Here is a 21,069-nt window from a genome sequence, read left to right as displayed (position 1 = left end):
TGCCGCTCACACCATTTCTCGACGAATCCATTCCACCACCGACGTACGCTTCGGCACCCAGCCCAGCAGTTCGCGGGCATGTTTGCCGCGTACCCGGCTGTTGGAGCCGAGGCCGTAGTTGGCCATTTCATAGCCCCATTCGGCTTCGGCGTCTTGCAATGGCCAGTCTTGCGGTTTGCCCAGATTGAGGGCTTCGGCCATGGCGGTGGTCATGTCGATGAACGAGGCTTCACCGCTTTCAACAAAGTAGAACGTGCCCGGCACATTCCTGGTCAACGCCAGCAGATACAGGGCGACGACGTCTTCGATGTGCACGTTGGACCAGATGTTCTGGCCGCTGCCGACGTGACGCACCACGCCGCTTTTACGCGCCTGCTTGAGCAGTCGCGGCAGTTGCACGCTGTCGCGTTTCACTCCCAGGCTGTGGCCGTAGATCAGCGTGTTGCAGACCACCGCCGAGTTCACGCCATCCTGCGCCGCCGCGAGCACCAGATTGTCGATGGCAACGCGGTCGGCTTTATCGACGGTCGGTTCCGGCAGGTTGTCTTCGTAGTAAATGACGTCGCTGGATTTGCCGCCGGAAGCATCGCCGACAATGCTCGAACCGCTGGTGTGCAGAAAGACTTTGTTCGAGCCACGCAAAGCACCGAGCAACGCCTCCACTGCGCCGCGATGATCGCTGCTGGCAGCGTTGATGACGGCATCGGCAGCACGGGCCTGTTGCGCCAGCAACTGGCTGTCATCAAGGGTGCCGATTACCGCATGCATGCCCAACGCTTTGATTTCGTCAGCCTGCTCGGCGCTGCGCACCAGACCAGTAACCTTGTGCCCGGCCTGCACCAGACCGGTGGCAATGGAACCGCCGATAAAACCGGCAGCGCCGGTAACGAATACGTTCATGGAGAAACTCCCTGCGTGAATAATTGATGCAGCGAGTATCGACCGATGAACCCCGGCGAAAAACCCGCCACAGGCCAATTCACTCTTGCGCAGGGATCACGAATCAGCCCTTGAATTCGGCGCTGGCGTAGGCGGCGAGTTTGCTCTGGATAAAGTCGAGGAAGCACTGGATGCGCAACGCCAGTTGCGAGTTGCGGTAGTACACGGCGTTGATCGGCTGACGGTAGCCAGTGTTGAATTCGCCGAGCAGGACTTTCAGGCGTCCGGCGCGGATGTCGTCGATGGTCATGAAGTGCGACAGGCAGGCAATGCCCTGCCCTTCCAGCGCCAGATGGCGAACGGTCTCGCCGCTGGAAGCGCTGATCGCCGGGCTGATCGGCCAGCGATCGCCGTGCGCATAGCGCAGCGGCCACTGGTTGAGGCCTTCGTTGTGGGTGAAGCCGAGCAGCGTGTGTTCACTGAGGTCTGCGACCTGCCGGGGCGCGCCGTGTTTTTTCAGGTAAGCAGGGCTGGCAACGATCAGCAACGGACTGCAGCCGAGCGAACGTGCGTGCAGCGTCGAATCAGCGAGAGTGCCGATGCGGATGGCGACGTCGGTGCTTTGTTCCAGCAGGTCAATGATCAGGTCGTTGCTGTTGAGTTCGAGTTGGATGTCCGGGTAGAGCTGCCGGAATTCGTCGATGTAGGGAACGATGGCGTGGAGCATGAACGGCGAGGCGGCGTTGATGCGCAGGCGCCCGGAGGGAGTTTGCTGGCGCGAAGACAGACGCTCTTCGAGTTGATCCATCTGATCGAGAATCAGCTTGGCCTGTTCGAAGAAATACTTGCCCTCCTCGGTCAGGTCCATGCGCCGCGTGGTGCGGTTGATCAGCGTGGTGTCGAGCTTGGCTTCGAGCTTCGATAACGTACGGCTCACCGCCGACGGCGTCTGGCCGACCTGCTCGGCGGCGGCGGAAATCGAACCGCATTCGATCACGCAGACGAAAATCTGCAACTCATCGGATCTGGCTTTCACGGGTTCCCTCTTTGAAATCGCCAAGATCGCAGCCTGCGGCAGCTTCTACGTTGGAATGCATTCCCCCTGTAGGAGCTGCCGCAGGCTGCGATCTTTTGCTATGACCCCGATATTAGCCTGAAAGCCTCAAGCCTTGAGACCAAACATCTCAGTCAGATGCTGCTCATAGCGCACCACATCATTCTCGATATTCGGACGCTTCATCACGTCAACGCAGAGGAAGGTCGGCAGCGCGGTCATGCCGAGAAATTCGTTGGCCTTGTGGAACGGGAAGTACACCGCGTCCACGCCTTTGGCTTCGAAGAAATCCGTCGGATCATCGAAGGCTTGCTGCGGTGCGTTCCAGGTCAGCGACAGCATGTATTGCTTGCCCTGAATCAGACCGCCGCTGCCGTACTTCTGCGAGGCATCGGACCGAGTGCGGCCGTCACTGGCGTAGAGGCTGCCATGGCCTTCGGTGAAGACTTCGTCGATGTACTTTTTCACCGTCCACGGCGCGCCCATCCACCAGCCCGGCATCTGATAAATGATCACGTCGGCCCAGAGGAATTTCGCCACTTCTTCGACAACGTCATAGCCCTCGTCGATAAACGTGGTCTTGACGTCGACACCGCCGCGATCGAGCACGCTCAGCGCGGTTTCGTGCAGGGTAGTGTTATAGCGGCCATCGGAGTGGGCGAATTTTTTACCGCCATTGAGCAACAGCACTTTCTTCATCGGAAAACCTCGGCGCAGCCTTCAAGGCTGGATTGAAACAGGAATTGGAATGGCCGCAGATTAACCATCGATCTCGCGCGGAAACAGCCACGTCGACGCAAAATACATTTGATCAAAACGCACGAATCGATCGCCAATTGTTGCCGTAGCATTCAGCGCTTTCTGCATTCGAGGAAGTTGTGATGAATGAACGCCAGGGTTTCATCCTGCACGCCAAGACCCGCCCGGAAAAAGCCGCCGAATTCGAAGCGCTGTTCCGTGCTTACGTGGAGCCGAGCCGCGCCGAACCGGGCTGCATCGAGTACCACATGCTGCGCGACCAGCAGGATCCGACGCTGTTTATCTTCTACGAAATCTGGGCCAGCCAGGCGCATCTGGATGAGCACTCGGCATTGCCGCACATGAAAGCGTTTTTCGCCAGGCGCATGGACTATCTGGAGCGCGATTTCGATATCCGCGCGATCGACATGCTCAGCGAATCGTCGGCTAGCCGCTGATCAGCAAATGGGCGCCGAGCGCGCCCAGTCCGATAAAGAACACTCGCTTGAACAGCACCGCACTGATGCGCTGACGCAACCATTGGCCAAGCCACATGCCGAGCATGGCCGGGATCAGCGCCAGCAGCGAGGCACTCAATTCGCCACCGCCGAGTGCGCCGTGCCAGAACAGCCCGAGCGCCAGCGCCAGGGTCGAAACAGTGAAGGACAGGCCGAGTGCCTGCACCAATTCATCGCGGCTCATCCCCAACGCTTGCAGGTACGGCACCGCTGGAATCACGAAGACGCCGGTGGCTGAGGTGATGACGCCGGTGATCAGGCCACACAGCGGGCCGAGCCAGCGCTCATGACGCAGGTTGACGTGCAAAGTCGGCAGAAACAATCCGCTCAATGCATACAGCAACAGCGCCGCACCAAGTCCGCGCACCACCCAATGTCCGCCGGACAGGCCGAGCCAGAGGGTGCCGATGCCGGTACCGAGGAAGATCAGCAGCAGCATCGGCCAGAGGCGTTTGATCAAGCTTTCCAAGTGGCCACCGAAGGCCAGTTGCCAGAGGTTGGTGAGGGTCGCGGGGACGATCAACATCGCGGCTGCCTGCGCCGGCGCCATAGCCAGACCGAGCAAGCCCATGGCGACAGTGGGCAGGCCGAGGCCGATCACGCCTTTGACCGTGCCGGCGAGCAAGAAGGTGGCGATGACCAGCAGGGACAGGGTCAGGCCGAGGGATTGGTAAAAGTCGATTAGCGTGTGCATTGGGGTAATGTGCACTGATCCGGGCTAGGGGGAAATCTGCCATATACTGAGGCAGCCTCTTCCTTTGCAAGAGGCTGACATCGGCGTTGAGGCATCTGACCTCTTCGCGAGCAGGCTCGCTCCCACACGGGATCTGCGCTGTACATAAGTCCCTGTGGGAGCGAGCCTGCTCGCGAAAGGGCCAGCCCAGCCACCGCGAAACCACAGGCAAACTCCATGCACTTCGACCTCACCGACCTGCGCCTCTACCTGCACATTCTCGACACCGGCAACATCACCGCCGGCGCCGTGCGCAGTCATTTATCCCTCGCCGCCGCCAGCGCTCGAATCCGCGCGATGGAAGCCTCGCTGGGCGCCGAACTTCTCGAGCGCGGCCGCCGTGGCGTCACCCCGACGCCTGCCGGCAAGGCCCTCGCCCGGCATGCGCGCATCCTTCTGCAACAGGCCGAACGCATGCAGCAGGAGCTTGCCGATTACGCGCAAGGCGTGAAAGGCCAGGTGCGGCTGTTGTGCAACACCACGGCGATCACCGAGTACCTCCCGGAAGTGCTCGCGGATTTCCTGCGCAGCCATCCCAATCTCGATATCGATCTAACGGAACTGCCGAGCGCGCGGATCACCCATGCCTTGCGCGAAGGCGCAGCGGACTTGGGCATCGTCTCCGACGCGGTCGACACCAACGGCTTACAGACTCAAGCGTTTCGCGACGATCCGCTGCTGCTGATTCTGCCGCTCGATCATCCGTTGTCTGACGCCGCCGAGGTCAGTTTCAGCGACGCGTTGCAGCACGACTTTGTCGGACTCAGCGCCGACAGCGCATTGGCGATCTATCTGGAAGAACAGGCGCTGCACAGCGGCGCACGAATGCAGGTGCGCATTCGCGCCGATGGCTTCGATGGGGCGATGCGCATGGTCGCCCGAGGTGCCGGCCTGGCCATCGTGCCGTTGGCCGCTGTCCAACGCGCGATGCTCGAGCAGTTCAAGTGCGTGACTCTGAATGAGCCGTGGGCGCGCCGCGCGTTATTGCTCTGCGCGAGAGACTTCGCCGCGCTGCCGGGTTATGCCCAGGCGTTGTTACAAGCGCTCACCGCTGCGCGCGTTTCTGAGCACTCCGATGTCGACCCCAGACAACTGAACGACATCCGGGCGCTATAGGGTGCGGCTTCAATCTCAAATCACTTGCCCGGAGTCCCCATGACCGCGACCGCCCCTATCACCGTTCTGCGCGACACCCACCCGCTGCCGGTACTCGACGCCTGCAAATGGGAAAAACTCGAAGGCGACCCGCACACCGTCAACCTCAACGCCTACACCAGCGAAGACGGCAGCAAGATCATGGGCACCTGGATCTGCACACCGGGCAAGTGGCGCGTCGATTATGTGAAGTGGGAGTACTGCCATTTCCAGGAAGGCTACTGCGTGATCACCCCGGACGGCATGGCGCCGATCCACCTGCGCGCCGGCGATATCTTCGTGGTTGAGCCGGGCATGAAGGGCACGTGGGAAGTGGTCGAGACCGTGCGCAAATACTTCGTCTTCGCCTTATAAAGGCTGCGATGTTTTTCTTCCTGCACAAAAAAGCCGGGAAATCACCCGACGTGATTTCCCGGCAAATGTCCCGGCGTTGCTAAAACCTGTGGCGAGGGGATTTATCCCCGCTCGACTGCGCAGCAGTCGCAAACCCTGAGCACTCGGTTTACCTGACACAATCCAGGGGGCTGCTGCGCAACCCAGCGGGGATAAATCCCCTCACCACAAAGGTTTGATCGCGATTACTGCGGCTTGCGATAACTATTGATGATCGCCGAGAAATCCTTCCCGCCGTCACCACGCTGGCTCATCGCCTGATACAACTGCTGCGCCACCGCGCCGAGCACCACCGGTTGATGCGCCTGCCGCGCCGCTTCCGTCGCCAGGCCGAGATCCTTGAGCATCAGCTCCGCGCCGAAACCACCGGTATAACCGCGCGAGGCGGGCGCCGTTTCGACGATACCCGGCCACGGGTTGTACATCTCCGAACTCCAGCAGCGGCCGGTCGAGCTGTTGATGATTCCGGCCAGCACGCCGGTGTCGATCCCCAGCGCATCGCCCAACGCCATCGCCTCACTGACGCCGACCATCGAGATCGCCAGCAGCAGGTTGTTGCAGATCTTGGCAATCTGGCCGGTGCCGACTTCACCGCAATGGACGATGTTGCGGCCCATCTGCGCCAGCACCGGTTGCAGGGTGGCGAACAGTTCCGGCGTTGCGCCGACCATGAAGGTCAACGTGCCGGCGGTCGCGCCGCCAGTGCCGCCGGAGACCGGCGCATCGGCCATGGCCACGCCGTGTTTGGCGGCGGCCGCAGCAACGTCGCGGGCGGTCTGCGGATCGATAGTGCTGCAATCCACCGCCGGCACGCCTTGGCGAATGCCGGCAAGCACGCCCTCTTCACCCAGCCAGACACTGCGCACGTGCACAGCGGCCGGGAGCATGGTGATCACCAGTTCGGCATCTTCCGCCGCCTCGCGGGCTGAAGCGCGGATGGTGCCGCCCAGTTGCTCGAGTTCCGCCAGCACGGTTTTGTTCAGGTCGACCAGGTTCAACGAGTGGCCGGCCTTGATCAGGTTGCGCGCCATCGGCGCGCCCATATTGCCCAGCCCGATAAATGCGATTTTCATGGCCATTCCTCAGCGCAGGTTGATGGTGGTGTTCACGCCGTCGTTGACGCTGTCGTCATCGAACCAGCGCGCCGTGACCGTTTTGGTCTGGGTGTAGAACTGCACCACTTGCTTGCCGTACGGGCCGAGGTCGCCGAGTTTCGAACCGCGCGAACCGGTGAAGCTGAAGAACGGTACCGGCACCGGAATCGGGATGTTGATACCGACCTGCCCGACGTCGATTTCCGTCTGGAATTTACGCGCCGCCGCGCCGCTCTGGGTGAACAGGCCAGTGCCGTTGCCGAACGGATTGGCGTTGACCAGCGCAATCGCCTGATCGAGGGTGTCGACTTCCAGCACCACCAGCACCGGGCCGAAGATTTCCTGGGTGTAGATCTGCATGTCAGTGGTCACGCCGGAGAACAGGGTCGGGCCGACAAAATTGCCTTGTTCATAACCCGGCACGCTGATGTCGCGACCGTCCAGTTCAAGCTTGGCGCCTTCCTTGATGCCGCTTTCGATCAGTTCGAGAATCCGCGCCTTGGCCTTTTTCGAAATCACCGGACCGACATCGGTGCCCGGCTCGCTGCCGGCATTGACCTTGAGCTTCTGCGCCAGCGCTTTCAGATCCGGCAGCCATTGTTTCGCCGCACCGACCAGCACCACTACCGAAGTGGCCATGCAGCGTTGCCCGGCTGCACCGAAACCGGCACCGACCAAAGCATTCAGCGCTTGCTCGCGATTGGCGTCCGGCAGTACCACAGCGTGGTTTTTTGCGCCCATCATCGACTGCACGCGCTTGCCGTATTTGCCGGCCAGGTCATACACGTGGGTGCCGACAGCGGTCGAACCGACGAACGACACGGCTTTGATGTCCTTGTGCGTGCACAGGCCATCGACCACATCCTTGCCGCCATGAACGACGTTGAGCACGCCCGCCGGAACGCCAGCCTCAATGGCCAGTTCCACCAGCAGCATGGTCGACAGCGGATCCTGTTCCGAAGGCTTGAGCACGAAGGTGTTGCCGCACGCGATCGCCATCGGGAACATCCACAGCGGAATCATCGCCGGGAAGTTGAACGGCGTGATGCCGGCGCACACACCGATCGGCTGGCGCAGGGTGTAAGTGTCGACACCGCCAGCGACGTTCTCGGCGAACTCGCCCATTTGCAGGGTGCCGATCGAGCACGCGTGCTCGACCACTTCCAGGCCACGGAAAATATCGCCCTCGGCGTCAGCAATGGTCTTGCCCTGCTCGGCGCTGAGGACCACGGCGATGCGCTTGGAGTGCTCGCGGATCAGCGCTTGCAGCTTGAGCATGATGCGCATCCGCGCGCCGATCGGGGTCAGTTTCCAGGTCTGGAAGGCACGCTGGGCGGCGCTGACAGCGGCATCGACCTCAGCGGCGGTGGCGAACGGAACCCTGGCCAGCACTTGCTGGGTGGCCGGGTTGACGATGTCGTGCCACTCGGTGGTCTGCGACTCGACCCATTCGCCGTCGATCAGCAGTTTGACCTTTTGCAGGGTGGTGTCGTTGGGCGTAAGCGATGCGTTCATGCTGGTCTCCAGAACTTGTTTTTATCGTAGGAGCCAAGGCGAAAGGTTCGCCTTGAGATGAGGCGTGTGTCACGAATTGGTTGTCGGACTGTTTTTGGAGTATAGATGTGCAAACTTCTAATAAGAACGCACATATAAGCCCGACCATCATGCAAAAAAACATCACCTCGCTAGGCTCGCTGAACTGGGATGACCTGAAGTTTTTCCTTGAAGTCGCCCGCACCCGCAAGGCCAGCACCGCCGCCAAACGCCTGGCTGTCGACTACACCACGGTGTCGCGACGGATCAGCTCGCTGGAAGCGGCGCTCGGCACATTGCTGTTCGAAAAATCCCGCACCAGCGGCTTCGTCCTGACCACTGAAGGCCAGCGCTTGCTCGGCTATGCGGAGTCGATCGAAAGCACGTTGCACATGGCCTGCGAGCAGGTTTCCGGTTCGGGTGTGGCCCTGTCCGGGCACGTGCGCATGGGCTGCACCGAAGGCTTCGGCAGTTTTTTCATCACTCCGCAGTTGAGCCATTTTGTCGACGCCTACCCGGCAATCTCCGTGGACATCCTGCCGCTGCCGCACTTCATCAGCCTGTCCAAGCGCGAGGCCGACATCGTCATCGCCCTCGAGCGGCCGGAGCACGGGCCGTACGTCTGCTGCAAACTCTGCGACTACCGCTTGCAGCTGTACGCAACCCAGGACTATCTGGACAAACACCCACCCATCCGCCACCCGGCCGACTTGAGCAAGCATCAATTCATCAGTTATGTGGATGATCTGGCGTTCAGCTCGGAGCTGCTCTACCTGGCCAACGTCCTGCCTGGCGCCAGCGCAAACTTGCGCAGCACCAGCGTGATCGCGCAATACGTCGCCGCGCAGCAGGGCCGCTCGCTGGCGATCCTGCCGTGCTTCCTCGCCGCGCAGGATCCACGATTGTTGCCGGTGTTGCCGGAGGAAATCGACATCACCCGGCAGTTCTGGATGTACTGCCGGGAGGATCTGCGCAAGTTGAAGCGGATTACCTTGTTGTGGGATTACATTCGCGAGGTGACTGAGCGTAATCAGGCGTTGTTGATGGGTGAAACGCGGGAGATGCGCTTTGCCGATTAATCGGCGCTGACCACGATCGACACCCGGCGATTTTCCGTGCGCCCTGCCACGGTGTCGTTGGAGGCCACCGGTTCGCTGCTGCCGAGGCCTTGCAGCTGGATGTTCTCCTGCTTCATGCCGACCGTGCCGAGGACGTTGGCAACGCTCTTGGCCCGACGCAGCGACAGTTGCTGATTGTAGGTTTCCTTGCCCGACGCATCGGTGTGGCCATCGACCCGCACCCGCTCGATGCCCACGCCGAGCAGCGCCTTGCCGATGCGTTCGACGATTTCCGTGCTGGGTGCATTCAGGCTTTCGACATCGCTGCCAAACAACACTTTGCCCGACAGGCCGAACTCCCAACCGTCGTCGGTCAATTCGAAACCCTGCTGTTTGAGCACGGCGACCTGCGCCGGTGTCAGGCCCTTTTGCGGGGCGGTCTGGCAACCGCTCAGGGTCAGCGCGGCCATCAGCAGCAATGCGGAAAACAGTCGAACGGCAAGTGTGAACACGGGCATCAGCTCCTGGTGTGAACGGTATCGACCGGGCGCTCCGACCCGGCCGTGAATTGCGCGCCGCGCGACAGGCGCTTGGCCTGATACATCGCCGCGTCGGCTGCGTTGAGCAAGGTGCTCGGCGTGCTGCCATGATCGGGATAAACCGAGATGCCGATACTGAGCGAAGTCACCACACTGCTGTCGCCGGGCAAGGTGATTGGCATATCCATGCTGGCGAGGATCTTGTCTGCGATGTGCTCAGCGTCTTCGACCGTGTGCAGCGGCGCGAGCAGCACGGCGAACTCGTCGCCGCCCAGCCGCGCGACCAGATCATCCTCGCGCAATTGCGCTCGCACACGATTGGCAATGGCTACCAGCACTGCATCGCCCGAAGCGTGACCAAAGTTATCGTTGATGCCTTTGAAGCGGTCGCTGTCGAGAAACAGCACGGCGACCCGCTCATCGTGCTTTTTCGCGTTGCGCAGGGCGCGGATCAACCGACCTTCAAAAAATGCGCGGTTGGGCAACCCGGTGAGGCTGTCGTGGGTCGCTTGATGGGCAAGGGTTTCGTTTTCGTTTTGCAGGTGGGTTTGCCACGACTCAAGTTCGCCCAGCAAGGCATTGAAGTCATTGCCGAGGTTATCCAGTTCGGCGATCTGCGCCGGCGGCACGCGCCGATCAAGAGCGCGTTCGCTACGGGCGGCGTGAGCGACGGAGGCGAGGCTGTGCAGCGGGCCGATGATCGCGCGTAACTGCCGCCGCGCCAGATAAAGCGCGACCCAGGCGCTGATCGCGGTGCACAACACAATGCCGGCCAGACCGCTGAGCAGGAAGCGCATCAGGCTGCCGCCGTGGCCGATGAGCAGGACCCGACCGATTTCACGGTCCTGATGCTCAATCGGCAGGCTCACCGGTTTTTCCAGAATGGCGCGGGCGATCCGCATCTCCAGCTCGGAGAACAAGCCGGTTTCAGCGCGCTGCCATTGCGCAATCAATTGGCCTTGCGCGTCGAGCACCCGGGCATCCGCTACTTCCTCGGTGGCGGCGATGATCGCCAGCGCCTCGGTTGCCGCCGCTTTGTCATTGAACACGACGGCCGCTTCGACGGTGTAGCTGATCGAACGAGCGATCAAGTGCAGGTTGTGATCGGCATACACCCGCAGCGCGAGCACGCCCAGCAAGGTCAGCGAAACACTGGCCATCGCCACCGCCACCAGCGCGACAATCAAATGCCCGCGGCCAATGACCGAACCAAGGGTGGGGCGAGCCTTCCAACTGAACAGCTTCATGGCGCCGCCGCTTTGCGACGGGACAACTGCAGCACGCTGGGGTGAATGCGCACACCACTGCGAGCCACGGAGTCGAGATTGACCTCGAACGACACCTGATCATCGCCAACGCGCAGGCAGAACAGACTGCCAACGGTGCATTGATCGTCGGCTTCGCTGATGCTCAGCACTGGATGCCCGATCAACGATGCGAACAGGCGACTGCGTTCATCGGCGGTGAGCTTGCCGATGTACACCGCATCGCATTCACTGACGATGCCCGGGTTGTCCGCCAGCAGACGCCGCACAGCCACCGGCCGGCCCGTGGCTTGGGTGGTGCCTTTGACCAGGTCATCGGTGTATTCGGTGGGGCCGACGATGCACAGGCGCAATTGCGCCGGTTCCACCGGCCAGCGTGCATAACTGAGGATGCCAAGCACCACTTGCGTGACCGCTTTGGCCCGTTGCTCGGCCGGCCCGGTTTGCGCTTGGGCGATGGCGCTGCCCGCCAACAACCAGAGCAAAACGATCAGCAATGCGCGCTGGCAAGCAACCACACGCTCTGTCGCCCGGACGGCCACGTTCATGGAGGGATTCTCTTGAAGCGTAACGAAATGATGCCGCAACGATAGCACAGCGCCAGAACACCAGCGAGGCGCCGGCCTCTGACCGGTTGGTCAGTATTCGTTGTCAGTCATTCAGCGCTTCATCCCTGAGGCTCGGTGCCCTCCTCCAGTTCCAGCATCAGCCCGCTCAGACGCTTGACCTTGCGCTGCACCGCCTCTTCAAACACGCCGGCACGCGGCTCGATCAAAGTGAACCAGTCTCTGGCGCGGGTAATCCCGGTGTAGATCAGCTCTTTGGTCAGTACCGGATTCAGCGCATCCGGCAGGATCAGCGCCGTGTGGGCGAATTCCGAGCCTTGAGACTTGTGCACCGTCATGGCGTACACGGTTTCCACGTCGTTGAGCCGACTCGGCAACACGAAGCGCACGCCGCCCTGACCATCGTTACGCGGGAAGGCCACGCGCAGAACCGTTTTACCGATCTCCGCGCCTTCACGCTCGGGCAGTTTCAGGGCGATGCCGATGTCGCCGTTCATCAGCCCCAGACCATAGTCGTTACGAGTCATCAGCACCGGCCGACCTTCATACCACTGCTGATCGCTCTCGATCAGACGCGCCTTGAGCAACGCAGCGGTGATGCGCTGATTCAGACCTTCAACGCCCCACGGCCCTTTGCGCACCGCGCACAACAACTGGAACGTATCGAACGCCTGCAAGACTTCCCGCGCCCAATCGGTCCAGTCCGCATGTTCAAGTGGCCGCGTCGACGGTGGACGCTGATCGCGCAGTACACTCAGGTAATGGCGATAACCTTGCGGGCCGTTGCCGTGACCTTCGAGCAGCAGACGTTCGAGCTTCTGATCGTGTTCGCCCTTGAGCGGCAGCGAATACACGTCGTCGTAGCTGCCGGCCGCGAGCAACTGTCGCGCCTCGTCGGCCAATTGCTGATTGACCCGACGCGCCAGCTGACCGATGCCGCTGCCCTCGCCGAAACGGCGCGAGTGACGCAGCATCACCACTTGCTGCGCCAGCGGGTGGGTGCCGTCGCGGTCTTCATGCAAACCGCTGCCCTGCAACGACTCGCCACTGACCGACTCCAGCCATTGCCGCGTCTGCGGGCTGTACCAACCGCCCTCGGCGTCACGGCACAGATCGCCCAACACCGCACCGGCCTCGACCGAGGCCAGTTGATCCTTGTCGCCCAGCAATACCAACCGCGCATGGGCCGGCATGGCGTCGAGCAAGTTGGCCATCATTTCCAGGTCGATCATCGAAGCTTCGTCGACCACCAGCACATCCAGCGGCAGGCGGTTACCGGCATGGTGACGAAAGTGGCGGGTACCCGGTCGACTGCCGAGCAAACGGTGCACGGTGGTGACATCGCTGGGGATCGCCGCGCGCACCGCTTCGGCGACTTGCAGCGATTGCACTTGCTGGCTGATCGACTCGGTCAGGCGCGCAGCGGCCTTGCCGGTCGGTGCGGCCAGACGTATGCGCAGCGGATGGCCGGCCTCGACGGCCGGTGCCTGCAGCAGTGCGAGCAGGCGCACCACCGTGGTGGTTTTGCCGGTACCCGGGCCTCCGGTGATGATGCTGAAGGCGCTGCGCGTTGCGAGAGCACAGGCGAGTTTTTGCCAATCGATTACAGCTGCGGATTCCGCACGGCCGAACAATTCATTGAGGCGCTGCGGCAGATCCTCTGGCGTCGGCTCCTGTTGCATCAAGCGTTGGCGCAACGCTGCATCAATGCGGCGTTCGTAGGTCCAGTAACGGCGCAGGTACAGGCGTTTCGAGGACAGCACCAATGGACGTGTCTGCGCTGTGTCACCCGCATCAGCGGCCAGAGCGACCAGCGAGCTGCTTGCCAGCACTTTGCACCAATGGGCTCCATCGAGCGTTTCGAGCAGTTGTGAGGGCAGCAGCAACACACCGCCCTGCACATCGCCTTCGGGCGGCAATGACAGTGCAAAATCCGGCGCCTTGAGGGTTTCGAACAGGTCCAGACACACATGACCATGGCCGAGCTGGTGACTGGTCAACGCCGCCGCGAGCAGCACCAGCGGATCGGTCTCGGGCTCGAGTTCATGCAGGAAAGCGACAAACGCCCGGTCCAGCGCGCGCAGCCAGCCGCGCTCGACCCAACGGCTCAGCAACAACAGCAAATCATCGGCGCGGGTCAGCGGCGAGAGTTTCGACAGGCTGTCCGCTTCCAGCGGTGTCGGCAGCAGATCGGCGAATGTGCGGCTCATAGCAGGACTCCCTGTTCCCAGGCGGGCTCGGACTTGGGTTCGGGTTTGCCCTGGAACATCCGGTCGAGGCGTTCGATCAATTCCCGTGGCGGACGCACGAAGTACACGCCTCGACTTTCGGCACGCGTACCGCGCAGGAAAAGATAAACCGCCCCACCGACATGGCGGTCGTAATCGTAATCCGCCAGCCGCGCCTTCAACTGGCGATGCAGTGCCAGCAGATACAGCACGTATTGCAAGTCGTAACGGTTGTCGAGGATCGACTGTTCCATCGCCTGCACGGTGTAGGCCTGATCATCCACGCCGAGCCAGTTGGATTTGTAATCGGCGACGTAATAACGGCCAGCGTGCTCGAAGGTCAGGTCGATAAAGCCCTTGAACATGCCGTTGAGTTGTACCGGCTCCGCCGCCACCCGGGCGACGCCATTGTGGGTGTGCTGGCGCACCTGTTCATCGAGCTTGAGCACGTCGACTTTGTGGCTGGCGAACCAGAACTCCATCTCGACGCGGTATTGCTTCAGTTGCTCAGGAACCACCGGCGGTTGCCCGCCAGCGATCGGCAACGGCGACTTGAGCAAATGCTGCAGCCAGTCCGTCAGCGTGGTGATCCAGCCTTGCCAGCCGCGCAAGTTGCAGCGCCGGGCAATCGCGTCTTCCAGCGCTTCGCGGGTAACCGCAAAGCCTTCAGCACCCGCCCATTCGAGCAAGCCATGCAAAAAGGTGCCGGGATTCGGTCCGCGAGGAAAACGGTGGATATCGGCGCCACCGCTGATGATTTCGCGGGGTGCGTCGGGGTCGAGGCGCTCGTCGTCGAAGAGCTTTTGCGCCTGCGGACTGTCCGGTGCTTCATCGCTGCCGATGCTCATTATGTCGCTGATGCGCAGGGCGCTGTAAGACGCGATCCACCAGTTTTCACTGGCTTTGCGCTTGGGCCGTAGCGTCGCTCGTAGCACTGCTTCATTGCGCGGCGGCTGGTAATGTTCGTCAGTGGGCTGAGGCATTTCGCCGATGCCGATGGCCGGGCAGTCTTGCTGCAGATCGCGCAGCCAGCGATTCAATTCGCTGGACTCGCCCAAAGCGGCACCGCCACCGAGCAAGTAACCCAACGCAGACAAGTGCAGCACAGAGCTGTTGTTATTGCCGCGCTTGAGATCGGTGACGCCCAGCCAACAGGCATGTTGTGCACGGGTCAACGCGACATACAGCAGCCGCAGATCTTCGGCCAGACGCTCATCGTCAGCCAGAGCGATCAATTCGGGAGTCGGCTTGAGGCTGATCTGCGCCTTGCCCGCAGCGTCGTGGTAATGCAGCGGCAGACGGCTGCCATCCACCGGTTTCGCCGAGCAAATGAATGGCAGGAATACCAGCGGATATTCCAGGCCCTTGGATTTGTGGATGGTCACCACTTTGACCAGTTGCTCATCGCTTTCCAGACGCAGAATCTGCTCTTCACCGGCCTGACCGGACAGTGCCAGCAGCTCGGCCAGATGGCGGATCAATGCTTGCTCGCCGTCCAGTTCAGCAGCGGCCTGCTGCATCAGTTCCGACAAGTGCAAAAGGTTGGTCAGTACGCGCTCGCCGTCACTGCGCTGCATCAGGGTTTGCGGCAAATGGAAGTCGTGAAGCAGGCGCCGCAACATCGGCAGAACGCCCTGTTTACGCCACAGTTCGCGATAGCCGCGGAACTGCATGACCCGGGCTTCCCAGACCATCTCGTCCTGGTTCAGACGTTCCAGCTCGATCAGCGGCAGGTCCAGGGTAGTGCAGGCCAGCGCAGCCTTCAGCGAACGTTCGACATCGGGTTCGGCGCAGGCCTTCAGCCAGGCCAGCAGATCGTGCGCCTCTTGCGCGGCGAACACCGAATCCTTGTCTGATAGATAAACGCTGCGCACTCCTCTGGCGGCGAGTTCGGCGCGTACGGCCTGGGCTTCTTTACCGTCGCGGACGAGGATCGCAATATCCGAAGGACGCAGACCTCTGAAGTCATCTGCCTGAACGAAACCAGCGCTACCGGTTTGCCCGCCATTGAGCAGTGCGGTGATTTCACTGGCGCAGGCGGCGGCCATTTGCTGACGATAAACCGCGCCAGAAAGCGGCTGATCGCTGGGCAATAGCCAGACATTCAGTGCCGCGAAGTCTTGCCCGACAATCCGCAGCGTTTCCTTGCGTCCCTGAGACTCGACCGGGAGGAACGGCACCGGGTTTTCGCCGGTTTTCTCGCGAAACAAAAACGCGCCGCGTCCCTGCTCTCGGGACTCGGCGCGTTCGAATACGTGATTGACCGCTGTCACCATACCGTGGCTGGAGCGGAAGTTGGTGCCGAGCGTATGCAAGCGGCCGGTGGTGGCCTGACGTGCGCGCAGGTAGGTGTAGATGTCCGCACCGCGAAAGGCGTAGATCGCCTGCTTAGGGTCGCCGATCAGGAACAGGCCGGTGTCCGGGTGATTGTCTTCGATGCGGTAGATGCTTTCGAAGATGCGGTATTGCACCGGATCGGTGTCCTGGAATTCGTCGATCAGCGCGACAGGGAACTGCTCGCGGATCAGTGTCGCCAAGCGCTCGCCGCCCTCTGATTGAAGCGCGGCATCCAGACGCAGCAGCATGTCGTCGAAACCCATTTCTGCGCGACGGCGCTTCTCCTCTTCAAAGCGTGCACCGACCCACTTGGCGGCGTGTTGCAGAACAGCGGCATCGGGTGTCGGCAATGCGTCGAGGCTCGACTTGAGTGCGGACATGGCGTCCAGCCCCGGATGACTCGGGGCCTGGCCTTTCCAGGCTTCGGCCATGCCATCGGGTGTCAGACGAGTGAAGCCGGTGCCAATGTCCAGTTGCTCAAGCGCCTCGTCTGCGGCCCAGGTCTTGAGCTTGTCGAACCAGGGCTCGAAATAACGCGCCTGCATCTTGCGGCCATCGACGGTTTTGCTGGCCACGCCCTCATGGCACAGAGCAAGCAGCTCGTCTGCCCAGTCACGCCAAGGCATTTTCAGTTCGACCAACGCCGCTCGCCTCTCCAGCAAACATTCGGCGATCAGCTCCGCCGGCACCTTGCCTTCAGCGGTGTCACGCTCGCTGGCGAACAAGCCGCGCACCCGAGGCAACAACGCTGCGGGGCCACCCCAATTGCTGCGCACCCAGTTCAGCGCATCGCCCTGCATTGGGTAGCAGAACAGGCGCCAGTAATCGCGCAGCACCTCGCCGAGCAAATCGCTGTGATCGGTTTCCAGCGACTGCGTGAACAGGCTGCCGCTGTCGAACGCATGCTCGCGCAGCATGCGCTGACACCAACTGTGAATGGTCGAGACAGCGGCTTCGTCCATCCACTGCGCGGCGATATCGAGGCGGTTGGCACAGCCCGGCCATTGCTGCGGATCGAACTGATCGCGCAGCTCGGCAATCAGTCCGTCGGGGGCAGTGATTTCACCGCGGAAGAATCGCGCGGCCTCAGCCAAGCGTGTCCGAATGCGTTCACGCAGCTCTTTGGTGGCAGCGTCGGTAAACGTCACTACGAGGATCTGCGGCGGCAGCAATTCGCGTGCGAAACCGCTTGTCTCGCCGCCATGACCGAGAATCAGCCGCAGATAAAGTGCCGAGATCGTAAAGGTTTTTCCGGTGCCGGCGCTTGCTTCGATCAACTGACTGCCGCGCAGCGGGAAGGCCAGAGCCAACGGTGTTTTCGTACTCATGCGCGCGCACCTTCGCTGGACAAGGAACGCCAGGGCGCTTCGAATAATGGGCGGTACAAGGCGTCGCACCAGCCGGTGAAGGTTTCGTCTGCCAACAATGCATCGAAGTCGGGATATTGCCGGAGCAGTGCCGGGCTTTCACGCCGCTCGCCCTCGCTGGTCTGGCCGTCACCTTCATAGGCTTTTCGTGCAGCGGCTTCGGCTTTGACCGGGTCAGTTTGAGACAACCAGGCGAACGCGGTTTTTATCGCAATCGGCAAGGGTTGGCGCATTCCGGATTGCCACGCAAGAAGCAGGTCGCCGAGGAAACGCAGCGCTCGGTCTCGCTCCATTGGCTCAAGCAACAATGTGTCGTCACTGGCGACCAATGCCGTGGTCAACGCATGCTCGCTGGCGCAGGCGACCAGATGAGTGACCCACGGTTTGGTCAGCCGGTGCCACTTGCGCGTTTTGATCGAGCCGATGCTGTTGGGAATGGTAGTGACTGACAGCAGGCCGCCATCGGCACGTTGGTGCAGGCTTGAGAGCCAGCCTTCCAGCCGCACACCTTGCAAGTCGAGACTGACCGGGATTGCGCTGGTCAACGGAGTCGGCCATAACGTCAGCAACTGTTGGTACCGCTGCAGAAGATCCGGTAGCGGTTCGATCAACTCTCGCTGTAGACACTCGCCAAAACCGGCCATAGGCAGCAGACCACTGTTTTGCAGGCGCAGCGCCCGGGCTTGCAGCGCCTGATCGATATTGTCCGGCTGGCTCAGTGCGGCTTCCAGCAAGCTGTCGCTCAGCGTGTAGCGCTGTAGGGCGTCCAGCACGAAAGGTTCTTCATCTGCCAACGGCGCTTGCGCCGCCTCGAAATAGACCTTGAGACGTTGTGTGAAAAAATGCCGAACCGGATTACGCAGAAAGTCCTGCAGTAAAGCCAGTGTCAGCGGTTCTTCCTGAACATACGGCGCGAGTAACGGCGCCTCGCTTTGCTGCGCTTTCTCTTGATGCAACACCTGCCACTCGCTGGCGTAGCTGAACAGTTGCTCGCCTTCGTGGAAATAGCGGGCGCTGAAAGGTTGCAGGGGATGTTCTTCGGTCAGCACGTCCAACAGATCCTGGCTCGGGTCGATTGAACGCCAGCCGCTGGCGAGGTGATCGCGCAACTGGCCGATGAGCACCGAGGCAGGTCGTTCGCTGTTGTCACGGATGCTGCGACCGACCCAACTGATATAGAGCTGAGAACGTGCGGACAACAGCGCTTCGAGTAACAGGTAGCGGTCGTCTTCACGTCGTGAGCGATCCCCAGGTCGGTAATCGCTGCCCATCAGATCGAAGTCCAGCGGTGGTTGCGCGCGGGGATAATCGCCGTCGTTCATGCCCAGCAGACAAACCAGTTTGAAAGGAATGGCACGCATCGGCATCAAGGTGCAGAAATTTACCGCACCGGCGAGGAATCGTTGCGACAAACGGCCCTGATCCAGCCCGGCGAGCCAGGCTTCTCGCACGACAGTCAGCGGCAGTTCGTCAGTCAGCCCGACCGCCTCGCAGGTTTCCAGCCAGGTCTCGCGAAGCTCCTCCAACTGGGTCAGCAGATAATCGTCATGCTCGTTGCTGGCTTGGAAAAACACTTGCATCAGCGCCTGCAAGCGCAGCCCCCACTCTTTCGGTTGAGCCGGTTGCGTGAGTTGCTGGTGAGCGATTTCCAAGGCATCCAGCAGAGCCACCAGTGGACCGATCAGGGCAGCATCAAGCCCACCAATTTCATCGTAAGGTTCTATACCTGCACATGCCTCGGCACTGCCGACGGCGTACCCCAGCAGCATTCGGCGCAGGCCGAAATGCCAGCTGTTCTGCTCCAGTTCCTCTGGCAAACCGAGACCGGCCCGTTGCTCGGCGCTCATGCCCCAACGCACGCCGGCGCCTTCGATCCAGCGGTGCAGAGTTGGCAGGTCGCGTTCTTCTACGCCAAAGCGAGCGCGCAGGGCCGGGACATCGAGCAAGTCGAGGATCTCACTGACTGGGAAACGGCTGTCCGGAAGCTTGAGCAGGTGCTCGACTGCGATTAGTAACGGATCGCGGCCACGCTGGCCCTGATCCGCCAAAGTGAACGGAATGAAGCGCGGGTCAAATCGATCGAGCTGACCGAAAACTGCGCGGATATGCGGTGCATAGCTGTCGATATCCGGGACCATGACGATCACATCTCGCGGGCGCAGATCCGGGTCGGCACTGAAACGCGCCAGGAGTTGATCGTGCAGGATCTCGACTTCACGCTGGGCACTGTGGGCGATGTGAAAACGTATTGAATGGTCTTGGGTTGCATCGACCGCAGGCCAGAGTTCGCGTGTCTCGTTGAGTGGACGTAACTCCAGAATGTCGTCCTGAAGCTGGTTAAGCATGTTGTGGGGTTGGGCTTCGCTGAACAGGTCGATGCGTCCGTCACGAAAGGCTGCGCGGTAGCTGTTGGGATCGTCGTAGCTGTCGAGCAGGTTGATATAGTCGCGACCTTGCTTACCCCAAGCGGCCAGCAACGGATGCGCGTGCTGATGCAGGGTCTCGGCATCAAGTACCACTGGCATCCCGCTTTTGCGTTGTTGCCGCTTGTATTGATGCCGCAGCAGATCCTTGTCGGCGACGATATCGGCCCAGTGATGGCGACAAGGGTTATGTACGCAAAGCAGCACCTGGCTGAAACGTGCCAGACCGGCCAGCGCTTCAAGTACCTGCGCGGGCAATGAAGAAATACCGAAGACGATCACGCGTGGTGGCAGCGCAGCCGGAGCCTCATCAAGGGTGTTGATTCGCTCCATGAAGCGTTGATGCACGCCGGCACGACTCTGCGCCATGCCTTGTTCGCCGACGTCATCCAGCAGCGCTCGCCACAACTCGGCCTGCCAGCAGCTGGTCGGTGGCAGCGGCTTTATTTCACCTCGCACATTACGCAGTTGGTGGCGGCCGTCCGCCCAATCTTCGAGCCAGTCGGCCCGGTATACCTGATATTGGTCAAACAGATCGGCGAGACGCTCCGACAACTGATAGCGCTTGCGCAGGTCGCCGTCGTGGGTGAGGAAGCGTTGCAGCGGCTCAAAATGTCGGCGGTCGATTACCTGTGGCAAGAGGCGCATCAGACGCCAGGTCAGCGGTGCTTTATCGAGCAGGGATTTCGCTGGAATCTCTTCCCGTCCCAATACCATGCGATACAGCTGCCACATGAAACTGCCGGGTAGTTGCACGTCAATCGCCGCAGCGATCCCGCAACCGCCAAGGTCGTCGCCTTCGGGATCCTCGGCCAGTGCCAGTTTGAGCCATTGAGCGATGCCGTTGCTTTGCACCAACGCGATTTCGTTTTCCAGGGGTGCCAGTGGGTAGCGCCGCATGATGCTGACCACAAGGCTGCGCAGCTCATCGAGACTGTTGCTCTGAACCACCATGAATGCAGCGTTGAGGGACTGGGCGTCCGACATATGGATTCCTTGGAAAATCGCTAAAGCCGAGGCAGAACCTTAGCATTGTCGGCCGGCTGTGACAGCCGGACGAGGTCTGCAAAGGCTGTAAGAACTTTCTCGCAGGCAAAACAAAACCCCAACTGCTTTCGCAATTGGGGTTTCGGAATTTAATCTTGACGATGACCTACTCTCACATGGGGAAACCCCACACTACCATCGG

At 61.2% G+C, this 21,069-nt stretch carries 16 protein-coding genes; 4 read left to right on the top strand and 12 right to left on the bottom strand.

From position 1 onward, the window contains the following. Window positions 1–6 precede the first annotated feature (6 nt). The 3 genes from PS14A_RS02830 to PS14A_RS02820 form a co-directional block, all read right to left on the bottom strand. Complete coding sequence (locus PS14A_RS02830) at window positions 7–900, bottom strand: NAD-dependent epimerase/dehydratase family protein (protein ID WP_137215563.1); 894 nt, start codon at window positions 898–900, stop codon at window positions 7–9. A gap of 103 nt (window positions 901–1,003) precedes the next feature. Next, window positions 1,004–1,915: a LysR family transcriptional regulator gene (locus tag PS14A_RS02825; RefSeq protein WP_212615258.1), complete on the bottom strand. Its 912-nt coding sequence runs from the start codon at window positions 1,913–1,915 to the stop codon at window positions 1,004–1,006. A gap of 126 nt (window positions 1,916–2,041) precedes the next feature. Continuing rightward, the gene (locus PS14A_RS02820) at window positions 2,042–2,632 is read right to left on the bottom strand and encodes an NAD(P)H-dependent oxidoreductase (protein WP_212615257.1); all 591 of its coding nucleotides are present in this window, start codon (window positions 2,630–2,632) and stop codon (window positions 2,042–2,044) included. Window positions 2,633–2,814: 182 nt separating this feature from the next. Between PS14A_RS02820 and PS14A_RS02815 the strand changes: the two genes are divergently transcribed. Continuing rightward, window positions 2,815–3,129, top strand: a complete 315-nt coding sequence (locus PS14A_RS02815) for a putative quinol monooxygenase (protein ID WP_130000080.1) — start codon at window positions 2,815–2,817, stop codon at window positions 3,127–3,129. Here PS14A_RS02815 and PS14A_RS02810 read toward each other — a convergent pair. Continuing rightward, on the bottom strand, window positions 3,119–3,883 hold the full coding sequence (locus PS14A_RS02810) for a sulfite exporter TauE/SafE family protein (protein WP_212615256.1): 765 nt from the start codon (window positions 3,881–3,883) through the stop codon (window positions 3,119–3,121). The genes PS14A_RS02815 and PS14A_RS02810 overlap by 11 nt on opposite strands. A 216-nt stretch (window positions 3,884–4,099) precedes the next feature. Between PS14A_RS02810 and PS14A_RS02805 the strand changes: the two genes are divergently transcribed. Beyond that, the gene (locus PS14A_RS02805) at window positions 4,100–5,038 is read left to right on the top strand and encodes a LysR substrate-binding domain-containing protein (protein ID WP_212615255.1); all 939 of its coding nucleotides are present in this window, start codon (window positions 4,100–4,102) and stop codon (window positions 5,036–5,038) included. 39 nt (window positions 5,039–5,077) lie between these two features. Beyond that, window positions 5,078–5,431: a cupin domain-containing protein gene (locus tag PS14A_RS02800; RefSeq protein ID WP_212615254.1), complete on the top strand. Its 354-nt coding sequence runs from the start codon at window positions 5,078–5,080 to the stop codon at window positions 5,429–5,431. A 224-nt stretch (window positions 5,432–5,655) separates the two neighbouring features. Here the strand turns inward: PS14A_RS02800 and mmsB are convergent, their stop codons facing one another. Together mmsB and PS14A_RS02790 are read right to left on the bottom strand one after the other, a co-directional pair. Then, entirely contained in the window at window positions 5,656–6,543 is an 888-nt protein-coding gene (gene mmsB / locus PS14A_RS02795; RefSeq protein ID WP_016770578.1) for a 3-hydroxyisobutyrate dehydrogenase, read from the bottom strand. Window positions 6,544–6,552: 9 nt separating this feature from the next. Then, window positions 6,553–8,079, bottom strand: coding sequence for a CoA-acylating methylmalonate-semialdehyde dehydrogenase (locus tag PS14A_RS02790; protein ID WP_212615253.1), 1,527 nt, complete (start codon window positions 8,077–8,079; stop codon window positions 6,553–6,555). Window positions 8,080–8,228: 149 nt separating this feature from the next. Between PS14A_RS02790 and PS14A_RS02785 the strand changes: the two genes are divergently transcribed. Beyond that, entirely contained in the window at window positions 8,229–9,176 is a 948-nt protein-coding gene (locus PS14A_RS02785) for a LysR family transcriptional regulator (RefSeq protein ID WP_051600376.1), read from the top strand. Here the strand turns inward: PS14A_RS02785 and PS14A_RS02780 are convergent. The 6 genes from PS14A_RS02780 to recC form a co-directional block, all read right to left on the bottom strand. After that, the gene (locus PS14A_RS02780; protein ID WP_212615252.1) at window positions 9,173–9,667 is read right to left on the bottom strand and encodes an OmpA family protein; all 495 of its coding nucleotides are present in this window, start codon (window positions 9,665–9,667) and stop codon (window positions 9,173–9,175) included. The two genes, PS14A_RS02785 and PS14A_RS02780, sit on opposite strands and share 4 nt — an antisense overlap. 5 nt (window positions 9,668–9,672) lie before the next feature. Continuing rightward, window positions 9,673–10,941 carry a diguanylate cyclase gene (locus PS14A_RS02775; RefSeq protein ID WP_137215568.1) on the bottom strand — a complete coding sequence of 423 codons (1,269 nt, stop codon included), beginning with the start codon at window positions 10,939–10,941 and terminating at the stop codon, window positions 9,673–9,675. After that, the gene (locus PS14A_RS02770; protein ID WP_212615251.1) at window positions 10,938–11,507 is read right to left on the bottom strand and encodes a YfiR family protein; all 570 of its coding nucleotides are present in this window, start codon (window positions 11,505–11,507) and stop codon (window positions 10,938–10,940) included. Before PS14A_RS02770 ends, PS14A_RS02775 begins: the two co-directional genes overlap by 4 nt. A gap of 119 nt (window positions 11,508–11,626) precedes the next feature. After that, window positions 11,627–13,735 carry an exodeoxyribonuclease V subunit alpha gene (gene recD / locus PS14A_RS02765; protein WP_212615250.1) on the bottom strand — a complete coding sequence of 703 codons (2,109 nt, stop codon included), beginning with the start codon at window positions 13,733–13,735 and terminating at the stop codon, window positions 11,627–11,629. After that, entirely contained in the window at window positions 13,732–17,418 is a 3,687-nt protein-coding gene (recB, locus tag PS14A_RS02760) for an exodeoxyribonuclease V subunit beta (protein ID WP_212615249.1), read from the bottom strand. The genes recD and recB overlap by 4 nt, the downstream gene beginning before the upstream one ends. Then, window positions 17,415–20,867, bottom strand: coding sequence for an exodeoxyribonuclease V subunit gamma (recC, locus tag PS14A_RS02755; RefSeq protein WP_212615248.1), 3,453 nt, complete (start codon window positions 20,865–20,867; stop codon window positions 17,415–17,417). The genes recB and recC overlap by 4 nt, the downstream gene beginning before the upstream one ends. Between the last annotated feature and the right edge of the window lie 202 nt (window positions 20,868–21,069).

The organism is Pseudomonas sp. 14A, assembly GCF_018132745.1.
Lineage (GTDB): Bacteria > Pseudomonadota > Gammaproteobacteria > Pseudomonadales > Pseudomonadaceae > Aquipseudomonas > Aquipseudomonas mercuritolerans.
This window is presented reverse-complemented; position numbering and strand designations above follow the sequence as displayed.